Origin of the sequence: Peribacillus asahii (assembly GCF_004006295.1) — a bacterium.
GTDB classification, from domain to species: Bacteria; Bacillota; Bacilli; order Bacillales; family DSM-1321; genus Peribacillus; species Peribacillus asahii_A.
Window position 1 is genome coordinate 4102218 of the sequence record NZ_CP026095.1, and the last position, 13578, is coordinate 4115795.

Consider the following 13578-nt stretch of genomic DNA (forward strand, 5'->3'; position numbering starts at 1 on the left):
TCTCTACCCCTTATCTTTGAAAAGTATAATCATCATTTGTATATTTGGATTTCATCAATTCTTCGACTTCCTCTAACATTTCTTCATTTGGTTCAAATGCAGCTAACTCAATATCAAGTCCTTTTTGGAACCCGTCTTTAAAAGCTGCCTTTAACTCTTCCATTGTTACTTCTCGTTCTAAAATATCATGAATGAAAACAGCCTTTTGTGCAAACGCTTCTCTTGCTCTCTCTTTCACTTTTTCATTTGCAAATATAAACAAATCATATAAGGTTTCTGTATTCATTTCAATAGGAATCGAACCATGCTGTAAAATAACGCCCTTCTGACGATTTTGGGCACTTCCAGCCGCTTTCTTTCCATCAATTTCTAATTCATACCAGGAGGCTTCTTCAAAACAAACCGCTGTCCCTGTTCTTCCAACCGGCGCATCTGGAATTGCTAGTTCTGCTTGAATCCCTAGATTTCTATATCCCTCTAAAATCCCTTGCGATAACACTCGATACGCCTCAACAACAGAAGCTGGCATCTTCTCATGCGATTCACTCACAATCACACTGTACGTAAGCTCATTATCATGAAGCACCGCAAGCCCTCCTGTTGGACGTCTTACAATTTCAATTCCTTTTGCTTTAGTAGCCTCGATATCAATTCGACCGACTGTTTTTTGAAAATGACCGAGCGTCAATGCAGCTGGTTTCCAACCATAGAATCGGAGAACAGGCGGAATAAGACCGCGACTGTGCCAGTTAAGAAGCGTTTCATCCAATGCCATATTATAAGCAGGACTTTGTAACCCAGAATCAATAAAATACCATGTTTCCACCATGTTGTTTTCACCGCCTGTATTTTAGTTTATTCTACTCTTCTCCCTCATTATAGATAGAAGAAACAAGCATAAATAATATTATTCAAAAATAGTATAAATCCGTAATCACCGTAACGAATTTACATAGCTTACAGTTAATTCAATCATAATTAATTTTATGATAGCATTATCACTATTTTTGTCAATTAATTGAGATTCGATTTGCTTCAGCAATTGCCTCTAGCATTTCGCCTGCTTTAGGAATAGAATCGATATCAGACAGATGCATATACTGATATACATTCAGGATGATAATATAATAAGAAAAACTACATGAAGAGAAGGGTAAAATCGATGATTAGATATGCTCAAGAGAAAGATTTACACACCATTTTAGACATTTATAATGATGCAATTATAAACAGCACAGCGGTTTACGACTATACACCACACACCATTGAAGATAGAAGAACATGGTATAAACAAAAGCTCGAAGCGGGATACCCTATAATTGTTTTTGAAGAAGAAGATCAAATAATGGGCTTTGCCACTTTTGGTCCTTTTAGAGCTTGGCCTGCCTATAAATATACGATTGAGCATTCTGTTTATGTACATAAAGACCATCGAAGAAAAGGAATTGGACTACACTTATTAAAGGAAATAATAATGATTGCCAATGAACAGAAATATGCGACACTTGTCGCTGGCATTGATGCCGCTAATGAGGCCAGCATCAAAATCCACGAAGGATTAGGCTTTATCCATTCTGGCACAATAAAAAAAGCAGGCTATAAATTCGGCAGATGGCTGGATCTTGCCTTTTATCAATTAGATTTACAAGGACCAGATCACCCTACTGAACCTTGATACGTATAGTTTCAAGCCCCCTCATAAGTATGGGGGCTTGAATTTATCATTGGAAATATAGGTAAAATCCAAATTCTATGGAAATCATATGATTAATCTGCAAAATAATTCAAGAAATGCTCTGCAGCTTTAGTCAAACGATTTCTTTTTAAGGATACTATGGCTGGTTCGATAAATAATGGAAAATCCTCAATTTCAAGTGTACTAATATTCTGATGAGAGATATCATGAATTTCCGATTTCGGAATGATTGAAATACCTATTTCTAACGCAACAAAATTCAATACCGTAAATATATCGTTGCATTCTAGAACAATATTAGGAGAAAAATCACGTTTATTGAATTCATTCAAAATGTCCCTATAAATAGATGAACCCTCCATAGGGCCTAACATAAGAAATGGATAGTTAATGATTTCCTTTAAACTAATTGAACTTTTATTAAGCCCGTTTGCCCATGCAGCAGGAAGGGTCACTACAAAAGGTTTCCTCTTAAGTCTTTGCACTTGATACTCTTCTAAATTAGCTGGAGGAAGCATAAATGAAAGTTCGATTTTTCGTTCAATTAATAGTTTTTGCAGGTAAGATGAATCCTCTTTCCAAATATTAACGAATACATCAGGATATTCCCTTCTAAACTCTTTGACCTTTTTAGGAAGTAAGTTAACACAACTCGATGATATACCCATCGATAATGTTCCCCGAGTTCCTTCTTCTATTTCTTGTATTTCTTGCTTAACCTCTTTTATATCTTGCAGCATATGCACAGCATGGTTATATAAGACCCTCCCAGTTTCCGTTAACTCCCACTGTTGTCTATAGCGTTTAATTAAAACCGTTCCTAATTCCTTTTCTAATTGTTTAAGCTGTTGACTCAATGGCGGCTGTGCCATATGCAAGATTTCCGCTGCCTTCGTTATATTCCCTTCGTCAACGATTGTTTTAAAATACTTTAATTGCCTAAGATCCATTCATACACCCCCTAATCATATTTTTTTCATATAATATCATTATTATAAATATATTTTTTATATCACGAAAAGTTTGTTACAGTATTTATATCGCTAGCGTACAGTATTTGAAAAAACCATCTCTTTAAATAAAAGAATCTATATAGCAACATCATTAAAGGGGACATTACTATGGAACACACAGCAAAAAATATTAAAGACCAAATGACATTTGAATTACTTATCCAAATCTTAAAAGAACACGGTATTACAACTGATAAAGAGATACAAGATCGTTTAACAAACCAAGTTAAGCTTTCTTCAATGGACGAAGAGCTAAAACAACGTGTAATCGAACAAATTAAACATTAATTCTTTTGGTTGATAAACAGAAAAGAACGCTTAGAATGCCCTTATAAGGGTGATTTTAAGCGTTCTTTTTTCCATACATCCATTTTAACAAAACTCCGCATCATCAATGCATTCATGTTTCACTACATTCTATACAAACCTTAGGCATGACCGTTTAAGTCACCTTCTTTGGCTCCACTAATGTATACAACATTCCGCTAAAAATAAGGATCATTCCAATAACCTGTAAAGTCGAAGGTCGAAATCCTATTATAATGGTATCCAACAAGATAGCGACAGCTGGATCAACAAAAACTAGAGCAGATATAACAGGTGTAGATAGTTGTCTAAGACTGTCAAAAAATAAATAATAAACAATCCCCGTATGAATCAATCCTGTCCCTAAAATAAATAGCCAATTCGTTGAACTCAAATGATGAAACACGTTAAAGTCCATAAATGGCAATAAAATAATGATTCCAACCGAAGTCTGAACAAATGTCATCGCATAGGCACTTAACCCTTGAATGCCTTTCCCTATAATCATCGTCATTGCATAACATATGGCTGCAAGTAAAGCCCATATAAAGCCTGAGCTTACGAAGTCTGAAAATGATGTTTGACCAGTAATGCCTATTATGAGGACACTTCCAAGGAAACACACAAAAACAGCCAACAAAGACCATACATTCATTTTTTCCTTTAGAAAGATACTTCCGAAAATCAATACTAATATAGGAGCTAAATGATAGATAGAGATGGCAATGGTTATAGACATTTCCTCAAATGCTTTAAATAGAAATACCCAATTTAATACTAAAAACACACCGCATAGCATTGTAACTAGTACATCTTTCTTTCTCCAAACCTCTACTTTATGCTGTCCTGTAATAAACCAGCACAAACCTAAAAATAGCGTGGCACAAATACAACGAACGAACACTAGCTCAGATGCCGGAACACCCGTTTTCACAGTAAAAAATCCAATTGATCCAAAAATAGACATGGCTAATATCATTTTCATCATAGCTGCTGATTTCATATACATATAGAACCTTTCCTTATATACTAATCTAGCATTTATCATAGCATATTTTTCCTAACTTCTTGTTGATTAAATGGTATCGTCTAACTCCGGACTTCCAATCAAAGGATTTAAAAAATCCTCCTGCGCCCTCTACCTTACTCAAAGGTGAAGCACGCAGAAGAATTATTGTGAAATGATAAATAAAACGAGCTCTTTGATTATCTGAAAATCAAAGAGCTCATTGTTTATTTTGAGGACGTAACACCTTCAAAAGCCATCGATACTTTTGCAAATTCTTCATCACTTACAATTTCAGACAACTCTTCTCCCTCTTCCACTCGTAAAAAGAAAATATCAACATCTTCTTCTGTTTGCTGCTCTAGTTCTTCTACAAAACCAACCGCAACATATTCATTTCCTTCTACACTTAGCGTACCTAAGACTTCGATGTCTTGTTCTTCATCATTTTCATCAAATAGGGTAAAAATATCGCCAACTTCAATTTTATCCATATGACCGTGCTCCTTTATTAAAAAAATAAGTTCAGATTATCTATATTACCTTATCTTCTCCTAAACAATAATAAAATATTCTAAAAATCTTAAATTCATAGTTGACTAATAAGAAAAATAAGTTTAAATTAAAAACAAGAATTTATTGCCTTTATTAAAAAGAATATCCAAATGCATATGCTGATCAGACAAACTGAAGGCTGCATCTTATTACGTGTGTGACATGTAATGAAGATTGCAGTCTTTTTGTATTTTTAGAGAAAAAAAGGGGGAGTTCACAGTGGTAAAAGCTAAAAAAGGTGCATTTCATTTTTTATTAATTCTTTCAGCATTAATGATGATTCTAGCAGGCTGCAGCAACAGTCAATCAAGCAGCAATGAGGAGAAGGATGGTTCTTCAGACTCTAAAAAACCTGTGGAATTATTAAACGTCTCTTATGACCCAACTCGTGAATTGTATCAAGAATTTAATGAAGATTTTATCGCTTACTGGAAAGAAGAAACAGGTCAGGATGTCACGATTCAACAATCACATGGTGGATCTGGAAAACAAGGGCGTGCCGTTATTGATGGACTTGAAGCGGATGTTGTCACACTTGCTTTAGCCTATGATATCGATGAAATTGCTCAAGCAAGACAATTATTAAATGAAGATTGGGAAACAGAATTTGAAGACAACTCAACACCGTACACATCAACAATTGTCTTCTTAGTGCGTAAAGGCAATCCTAAAGGCATTAAAGATTGGAACGATTTAACGAAAAAAGGTGTTTCCGTTATTACACCAAATCCAAAAACATCAGGTGGTGCTAGATGGAATTACTTAGCAGCATGGGCCTATGCGAAGCAGCAATATAACGGGGATGAAGCTAAGATTAAAGCATTTATGAAAGACTTGTATGGAAACGTTGAAGTGTTAGATTCAGGTGCTCGCGGTTCAACAACAACATTTGTAGAGCGCGGTATTGGTGATGTATTAATCGCTTGGGAAAATGAAGCATATCTTTCTTTAAATGAATTAGGTAAAGATGAATTTGAAATTGTCACACCGTCTCTAAGTATTTTAGCTGAACCGCCAGTAGCCGTTGTTGATAAAATCGTCGATAAAAAAGGAACGCGTGAAGTAGCTGAAGCTTACTTAAAACATTTATACACAGAAAAAGGGCAAGAAATCGCAGCGAAAAACTACTATCGTCCGCGAAGCGAAGCTGTATTAGAAAAATATAAAAATCAATTTCCATCCCTTGATTTAGTGACCGTTAAAGATTTTGGCGGCTGGAAAAAAGCACAAGAAACTCATTTTAATGATGGAGGAACATTTGACGAAATTTATCAACCTAAATAATAACTCCACAAAATGATTAGTGAAAGATACATATCTTTGTATGTATCTTTTCACGTTATCTAGCGAAATAGAGGTGCAACTCCGTGAACATATTACCGGTACGAAAAAAGAAAAGGCGTAATATAATACCTGGCTTTGGCTTATCACTTGGCTATACGATGCTCTATGTTAGCATTCTCGTTTTACTGCCCTTATCAATGGTTTTTATTAACACAACCACAATGAATTGGAGCGAATTTATTGAAACCATTACCGGCGAAAGAGTCGTTGCTTCCTATAAATTAAGCTTTGGCACTGCTTTAGCAGCAGGCATTCTAAATGTTATTTTCGGAACCATTATTGCTTGGGTGCTTGTTCGTTATGATTTTCCCGGAAAAAGGATTGTCGATGGTTTAGTCGATTTGCCCTTTGCCCTGCCGACCGCTGTTGCTGGAATTGCCTTAACGACACTCTACGCCCCTCAAGGATGGGTTGGTCAGTTTTTCAATTTTAAAATTGCCTTTACTCCACTTGGCATTATTATCGCATTAACGTTTATCGGTTTACCTTTTGTCGTTCGTACCGTGCAGCCTGTTCTCCAAAACTTTAATGGGGAAGTAGAAGAAGCATCTGCAAGCCTCGGTGCCAATCGACTTCAAACCTTTATAAAAGTTATTTTACCAGAATTAATTCCAGCCATTTTAACAGGCTTCTCACTTGCATTTGCTCGTGCTCTTGGGGAATATGGATCGGTCGTTTTTATCGCTGGAAATATGCCGATGAAAACAGAAATTACCCCGCTCATCATTATGACAAAGCTAGAGCAATACGATTATGCAGGGGCTACCGCGATTGCAACAGTCATGCTCGTTGTATCCTTTTTGTTATTATTCATCATTAATATGATTCAATGGGTGACTAATCGAAAGTTTTTACATAGTTAAGGAGGAGAATCTATGGCTGGACATGTACCACTGCAACAAACGCCGACTACAATCAAAGTAACTTCCGTCTCGCAAGAACCGAAGGCAATCAGATGGATTTTAACCTTCATTGCCCTCGCTTTTTTAGCTTTATTTCTTGTTTTACCACTCGTCACCATTTTTATTACGGCTTTTCAAAAAGGTTGGGAAACTTATGTGGCGGCGATTACACATCCCGATGCACTCTCAGCCATTAAATTAACCTTGCTCGTCGTTCTTATTACCGTACCGTTAAACGCTATTTTTGGCATCATGGCGGCCTGGGCGATTACGAAATTCCAATTCAAAGGCAAGAACATTTTAATTACCATCATCGATTTGCCTTTTGCCATTTCACCTGTTATTGCCGGTCTTGTTTTTATTCTTCTTTTCGGTGCACAAGGTTTATTTGGAGAATGGCTGTTCGAGCATGATCTGAAAATTGTCTTTGCGTTACCAGGAATTGTGTTAGCAACCATTTTCGTGACCCTGCCCTTTGTAGCACGCGAACTGATTCCACTTATGCAAGCTCAAGGAACAGCGGAAGAAGAAGCTTCCCTCACATTAGGAGCAAGCGGCTTTAAAACCTTCCTTTTAGTTACGCTCCCTAATATTAAATGGGGGTTATTATACGGCCTCATTTTATGTAATGCTCGAGCAATTGGCGAGTTTGGCGCCGTATCCGTTGTATCAGGACATATTCGTGGCATGACCAATACGATGCCGCTTCACATTGAAATTTTATATAATGAATATCAATTTTCAGCCGCATTTGCAGTCGCATCACTTATGTCTGTTCTCGCCATTATTACACTGATTGTGAAAAATCTAATTGAATGGAAAGCAAAACATATTTAAATAGAAGGAGCTTCTTACAGATGAGTATACAAATTCAAAATGTCTCAAAAGCGTTCGGCTCATTTCAGGCGCTCGATCGGATTAACATCGACATTCAAACCGGAGAACTAATTGCTTTACTTGGTCCATCCGGTTCAGGAAAAACCTCACTTCTACGCATCATTGCTGGATTAGAAGGATTAGATCAAGGAGCGATTTTATTTGATGGAAAAGATATCACAGATGTAAATCCGAAAGAACGAAATGTTGGATTTGTATTTCAACATTATGCTTTATTTCGACATATGACCGTTTTTGACAATGTCGCCTACGGTTTAAAAGTACGACCGAGAAAAACTAGACCATCTAAAGCGGACATTCAAAAGAAAGTAATGGAATTATTACAATTGGTCAAATTAGAAAACTTTGCGGACAGATATCCTTCACAATTATCAGGCGGGCAACGTCAACGAGTTGCGCTCGCTCGTGCTTTAGCCGTTGAACCTAAAGTATTATTGCTCGACGAACCATTCGGTGCGCTCGATGCAAAAGTACGAAAAGACTTACGCCGCTGGTTACGGAAATTACATGATGACTTTCATATTACTAGTATATTTGTAACCCATGACCAAGAAGAAGCACTCGATGTAGCGGACCGAATCGTTGTCATGAATAACGGAAAAATTGAACAAATTGGCAGCCCTGAAGAAGTATATGATCATCCAAATAGTCCATTTGTGTATGACTTTTTAGGCAATGTCAATTTATTCAAAGGACGCATCCAAAACGGAAAATTAAAACATGGAAGCTTTGAAGCAGACATCCCAGAATTATTTAGTCAAAATCATCCTGAAGCCATTGGCTACGTTCGCCCGCATGATATTCAAATCGAGAAAACCAAAACAAGTGAAGATGCTGTTCATACGACAATTAGCCACATCCATGTAATTGGTCCAATTGTCCAAATCGAATTAAAACGTACAGACGCGGAAGAATTTTTAGAAGCTGAAGTAACGAAAGAGCATTATCACTCTCTCCAACTAAAGGTCGGCGAACAAGTTTATGTACGACCAAAACAATTAAAAGTATTTATTCCTGAAGATTTTTCGATTTAAACAAAATCAGAATCGCCTTTCACATTCATTGTGAAAGGCGATTCTTTCTTTACTAAACGCTTTCTATTTCCTAACTTTTTAAGAATCTAAACATAATATAGTAAAGTTGCTAGTTTAAAAGTATTGTATACTTAAACTAACAAAAATTCCATAAAGAGGTGATAATAATGACAGGTACAATCGCTGTAATTATGATTTTTTCCATCCCCATCATCGCAATCATCACAGGTCATTTTCAAAAACAATCGAAAATCAAACGGGATATGCTAAAAGATGAGTTAGAACTAGAAAAACTCAAGCACGAAAACTATCTCATAGAAACAGAAAAAATCAAGCTTGAACTTGAACAAATGCAAATTAGAAGAGCTATAGAAGATACGAAATGGCCTATTAAATAGGGAATCCTTCTTCCTCATTAATCTATGAAATTGTTGATTCATTATAATAGAACGGAAATAATCATCAACTCCTCCGTTCTCTTTTTATTTCTCGCAAAATTGTAAACTTATAATAAATAAAAGTTGACATATAACACCATTTATTGTTAACTTATAATAAAAATAGTTAACAAAGAGGGGATATCATGACTACTACAAAGAAAATCAATTGGCAACAGCTTGCCGAAAACGTCATTAATGGAGGGAGTATTACACAAGAAAATGCCCTACATATTTTAAACGTGCCGGATGAGCAAGTATTAGAAGTACTGAATGCCGCTTATCTTATTCGTCATCATTATTATGGAAAAAAAGTAAAGCTTAATATGATTATCAATACAAAGTCTGGACTTTGTCCTGAAGACTGCGGATACTGTTCACAATCGATTGTGTCTGAAGCACCGATTGATAAGTATGCATGGTTAACGAAAGATAAAATTGTTGAAGGTGCGTTTGAAGCAAAGCGCCGTAAAGCAGGTACATATTGTATTGTCGCATCAGGTCGCCGTCCAACGGATAAAGAAGTAGAGCACGTCATTGGTGCCGTAAAAGAAATTCGTGAAAAAACAGATTTAAAAATTTGTGCATGTTTAGGTTTTCTAAATGAAAACCAAGCCGAAAGACTCGTTGATGCAGGAGTTCACCGCTATAACCATAACTTAAATACTCATGCTGATAACTATGATTCGATTTGTTCCACTCATGGATATGACGATCGTGTAGATACAGTTAGTACATCTAAAAAAGCAGGATTATCTCCTTGTTCAGGTGCGATTTTCGGGATGGGCGAAACAAAAGAACAAGCAGTAGAAATTGCCTTCCAATTAAATGTATTGGATGCAGATTCAATTCCATGTAACTTCCTTGTGGCTGTTCCTGGTACACCGCTCGAGAATAAAGACGCCTTAACACCGATGCAATGCTTAAAGATTTTAGCAATGATGCGTTTTGTTAATCCAACAAAAGAAATCCGTATTTCAGGCGGCCGTGAAGTAAACTTACGCTCTTTGCAGCCTCTTGGATTATTTGCTGCAAACTCTATCTTCGTTGGCGATTACTTAACAACTGAAGGACAAGAACCAACGAGTGACTGGGGACTAATTGAAGATTTAGGTTTTGAAATTGAGGAATGTGCACTTTAAAAAAGTAAACTCATCTTGGCAATCTCTTGTTTAATAAAATAGGAGCGTCTCAAAGGCGCTCCTTTCTTTATGGAGAACTCAGAAATTTATACATCATTATCAAGATTATTGTAATGATGGGGTATCATACTGGAGAAAGAAATACTATCACCTTCATTTAAGTGAAATTGTTGATCTCCTAAATATACCTTCAATGTCCCCTGTAATACGTACCCACATTCTTCGCCGCTATGAGAAATTAATTCTAATTCTGTCATATCACCAGGTTGTATCTCTACAATAATATGATACATTTTATGATACGATATAATTTAGGTAAAGCTCCTCAAGGAACAGCTAATGATGTAGAGTCTCCTCTTCCGAGATTTGCTGTCATCCCTCCGCACGATTCCTCACAGATATGCACTGCCCTGTCAACTATCACTTACGCCATCAAGTAGTGTGTCCACCCGTTAGTCCGATAAGCAACCAAACGCACAAAAGAAGAGTAGCAATCACTACTCTTCTTGGAATTTTTATCCCACACTTAACGGGCAGTAAGTTCCCCCCACTGATGGAAGTTTCACTTTATATACCCACTGACAATGGATTTGATTAATGACGGATTTGCCACTTTGGACGTTTATTTGGAGAGAAGAAGCTATCTCTTGTCTTTCTTACATTCAGTCTGTTTTCACACATCAAGTTGGCTGCTTCTACAGTTGTAATATTTTCGTTTTCTGATTGTTGTAGAACCTCAAGAACGGAACGATAAATATTTTTCGTTTTACTTAATACTCTACTCTTATTCGGTCCATATAATTCATCCGCTACTTGGATAACACCGCCGCTATTTACAATATAATCAGGTGCATAGAGAATTCCTCTCTCTTTTAAAACTTTAGCATGGCTTTCGTGAAGAAGTTGGTTATTTGCCGCACCCGCAATTCCTTGTACTTTTAGTTGATCAATGGTTTGATCATTGATAATGCCCCCAATGGCACATGGAACAAATATATCCGCATCCGTTCCATAAATTTCATTACCCTTGACAGCGATTGCTTTTCCGCCCATTTGTTTTGCTTTTTCTACTAATGTTTTTACTGCTTCGTCGGAAACATCTGTAACATATAAATCAGCCCCATGTTCTAGTAAATGTTCCGCTATTTTAAAACCAACTTTCCCTAAACCTTGAATGGCAAATCTTTTTCCAGTTAAATTTTCGTGGCCCCACAATGTATTGGCAACTGCCTGAATACTGTATAAAATTCCAAGAGCTGTAGGAATTGATGTTTCACCGCCCCCACCGTACTCCTCTGGTAAACCAGCAATACAGTTTGTTTCTTTATGTGCATGAACGAAATCATCTAGGACGGTTCCCATATCTGTTCCTGTATAAAATCGACCATGTAAGGAATCAATAAATTGTCCATATGCACGGAATAATTCTGGAGTTTTGTCCTTCATTGGATCCCCAATAATAACACCCTTACCTCCACCGAAATCATTATCAGCCGCAGCATTTTTGTATGTCATCCCTTTTGATAAGCGTAAAGCATCTTCTAAAGCTTCTTCAAATGTGTGATAAGGTCTCATTCTCGTACCGCCTAATGCTGGTCCAAGGGTAGTATCATGAATCGCAATAATGGCTTTCAATCCTGTCGCCGGATCATTACAGAATACTACTTGTTCATGGCCTTGAATTTTAGTAAACATGTCAAATGAACCTGTTGATTGCATAGTTATATTTTCAGTTGGTAATGTTAATGTCATTTTAATTTCCTCCTAGTAAGTTGGTAAGTTATTAACCTTCCATTACATTTCTTGTTACTTCAATCGTATTTTCAATTGGTTCTATTTCCTCTTCTTGCAAAGGTGCCAAACCAATTCCGGTATAACCATAGATAATCGCAACAACCGGTGTAATCATACTAATAAAGACATAAGGAACGTATTCCATGCCTATATTTAAGGTGGACATAATAAAGGCACCTGTTACTCCCCATGGAATCATTGGATGGATGATTGTCCCTGCATCTTCCAACGTTCTAGATAAATTTTTAGGATGGAGTTTTACCTTTTTATAAGCTGATTCAAATAACTGCCCAGGTAAAATGATGGATAGATACTGTTCACCGACAGTTAGGTTAATGCCCAGGCAAGAGAAAACGGTTGCCGTGATAACATTTCCCCTGCTTTTCAACATTTTTTGAATTCCCCCAATAATGGACTCGGCAATTCCAATTTGTTGGATGACCCCTCCAAAGGCAAGTGATATTAAAATGAGTGAAACCCCAAATAACATACTGCTTAACCCGCCAAGAGAAAGTAAACTATCAATCGCTTCTACACCTGTTTCTGCAACATAACCATTATGTGCTGTTCCTATAATGGTCTTAATCGCGACATTTGGAACAGTATAGAAAGTGGTTAAAACCGCTACGATTAAACCGATCACAAGTGCTGGAATAGGACTCACACGTTTTACAGCTAGAATAATGATTAACAGTGGCGAAAGTAGTGTGATGGGTGTAATCATGAATTCGTCATTTAGAACATTAATAATTGTTTCGATTTGTTTACTATCTACACTGCCCTTATCCAGAAATAATCCAATTGCAGTAAATGCAATCAATGTAATGATATAACTCGGAATTGTTGTCCATAGCATATGTTTAATATGTTCAAAAATATTTACTTTTGCTGTTGCTGATGAAAGATTAGTAGTATCTGAAAGTGGAGAGATTTTATCTCCAAAAATAGCTCCAGAGACAATGGCACCAGCTGTCATTGCTGGTGAAATATCTAAAGCGTACGCAATTCCCATTAAAGAAACCCCGATAGTACCGATAGTACTCCATGAACTTCCACAGAAAACTGAGACAATTGAACAGATCAATAATGTTGACATTAAGAAAAATTCAGGAGATAAGATGTGTAAACCATAATAAGTAATTGTTGGGACTGTTCCATTTAGAACCCATACCCCTATTAACATTCCAATTAAACAGAGAATTAAGATGGATGGGATTCCGTAAAAAATCCCTTTTGCCATGGCATTCTCTAGATCTTTCCATTTATGACCCAATATAAGGCCATAACAGGTAACGAAAATCGTTGCTGCGACAATCGGAATATGAGGTGCAACACCATAATAAAGAATACTTATAGCTAATAAAGTAATAACACTTAGCACAACCACTATCGAGGCTAGAAATGAAGGTTTTTTCATGCATCTTCTCCTTTATCTTCTGTAATGAGGACTGA

The 13578-nt window shown here is 36.6% G+C and carries 15 protein-coding genes; 8 read left to right on the plus strand and 7 right to left on the minus strand.

Annotation, left to right across the window (positions count from 1 at the left end):
* Window positions 1–10: 10 nt before the first annotated feature.
* Entirely contained in the window at window positions 11–829 is an 819-nt protein-coding gene (locus BAOM_RS20240; protein WP_127761820.1) for a lipoate--protein ligase family protein, read from the minus strand.
* Between the two features lie 333 nt (window positions 830–1162).
* Here BAOM_RS20240 and BAOM_RS20245 point away from each other — a divergent pair, with 333 nt between their 5' ends.
* Window positions 1163–1675: a GNAT family N-acetyltransferase gene (locus BAOM_RS20245; RefSeq protein WP_127761821.1), complete on the plus strand. Its 513-nt coding sequence runs from the start codon at window positions 1163–1165 to the stop codon at window positions 1673–1675.
* 92 nt (window positions 1676–1767) lie between these two features.
* Here BAOM_RS20245 and BAOM_RS20250 read toward each other — a convergent pair whose 3' ends face one another.
* Window positions 1768–2646 (minus strand): LysR family transcriptional regulator, encoded by an 879-nt coding sequence (locus tag BAOM_RS20250; RefSeq protein WP_127761822.1) that lies wholly within the window; start codon window positions 2644–2646, stop codon window positions 1768–1770.
* A gap of 171 nt (window positions 2647–2817) precedes the next feature.
* Between BAOM_RS20250 and BAOM_RS20255 the strand changes: the two genes are divergently transcribed.
* The gene (locus tag BAOM_RS20255; protein ID WP_127761823.1) at window positions 2818–2997 is read left to right on the plus strand and encodes a hypothetical protein; all 180 of its coding nucleotides are present in this window, start codon (window positions 2818–2820) and stop codon (window positions 2995–2997) included.
* Window positions 2998–3151: 154 nt separating this feature from the next.
* Here BAOM_RS20255 and BAOM_RS20260 read toward each other — a convergent pair whose 3' ends face one another.
* Window positions 3152–4018, minus strand: coding sequence for a DMT family transporter (locus BAOM_RS20260; RefSeq protein ID WP_127762661.1), 867 nt, complete (start codon window positions 4016–4018; stop codon window positions 3152–3154).
* A 230-nt stretch (window positions 4019–4248) separates the two neighbouring features.
* A complete protein-coding gene (locus BAOM_RS20265) occupies window positions 4249–4515 on the minus strand; it encodes a DUF1292 domain-containing protein (RefSeq protein WP_127761824.1) in 267 nt (88 codons plus the stop codon).
* Between the two features lie 334 nt (window positions 4516–4849).
* Here BAOM_RS20265 and BAOM_RS20270 point away from each other — a divergent pair, with 334 nt between their 5' ends.
* The 6 genes from BAOM_RS20270 to bioB all read left to right on the plus strand — a co-directional run bounded on the left by BAOM_RS20270 (window position 4850) and on the right by bioB (window position 10332).
* Complete coding sequence (locus tag BAOM_RS20270; protein ID WP_127762662.1) at window positions 4850–5860, plus strand: sulfate ABC transporter substrate-binding protein; 1011 nt, start codon at window positions 4850–4852, stop codon at window positions 5858–5860.
* A gap of 89 nt (window positions 5861–5949) precedes the next feature.
* On the plus strand, window positions 5950–6783 hold the full coding sequence (cysT, locus tag BAOM_RS20275; RefSeq protein ID WP_373995348.1) for a sulfate ABC transporter permease subunit CysT: 834 nt from the start codon (window positions 5950–5952) through the stop codon (window positions 6781–6783).
* A 12-nt stretch (window positions 6784–6795) separates the two neighbouring features.
* Window positions 6796–7659 (plus strand): sulfate ABC transporter permease subunit CysW, encoded by an 864-nt coding sequence (gene cysW / locus BAOM_RS20280; RefSeq protein ID WP_127761826.1) that lies wholly within the window; start codon window positions 6796–6798, stop codon window positions 7657–7659.
* A 20-nt stretch (window positions 7660–7679) separates the two neighbouring features.
* Complete coding sequence (locus BAOM_RS20285) at window positions 7680–8753, plus strand: sulfate/molybdate ABC transporter ATP-binding protein (RefSeq protein ID WP_127761827.1); 1074 nt, start codon at window positions 7680–7682, stop codon at window positions 8751–8753.
* 167 nt (window positions 8754–8920) lie between these two features.
* The gene (locus BAOM_RS20290) at window positions 8921–9151 is read left to right on the plus strand and encodes a hypothetical protein (protein WP_127761828.1); all 231 of its coding nucleotides are present in this window, start codon (window positions 8921–8923) and stop codon (window positions 9149–9151) included.
* A gap of 185 nt (window positions 9152–9336) precedes the next feature.
* A complete protein-coding gene (gene bioB / locus BAOM_RS20295; protein WP_127761829.1) occupies window positions 9337–10332 on the plus strand; it encodes a biotin synthase BioB in 996 nt (331 codons plus the stop codon).
* A gap of 86 nt (window positions 10333–10418) precedes the next feature.
* Here the strand turns inward: bioB and BAOM_RS20300 are convergent, their stop codons facing one another.
* From BAOM_RS20300 to nhaC, 3 genes are all read right to left on the minus strand, one after another.
* Window positions 10419–10625: a cupin domain-containing protein gene (locus BAOM_RS20300; protein WP_127761830.1), complete on the minus strand. Its 207-nt coding sequence runs from the start codon at window positions 10623–10625 to the stop codon at window positions 10419–10421.
* A gap of 301 nt (window positions 10626–10926) precedes the next feature.
* On the minus strand, window positions 10927–12084 hold the full coding sequence (locus BAOM_RS20305; protein ID WP_252282647.1) for a Leu/Phe/Val dehydrogenase: 1158 nt from the start codon (window positions 12082–12084) through the stop codon (window positions 10927–10929).
* 31 nt (window positions 12085–12115) lie between these two features.
* Entirely contained in the window at window positions 12116–13543 is a 1428-nt protein-coding gene (gene nhaC / locus BAOM_RS20310; protein WP_127761831.1) for a Na+/H+ antiporter NhaC, read from the minus strand.
* Window positions 13544–13578: the final 35 nt, after the last annotated feature.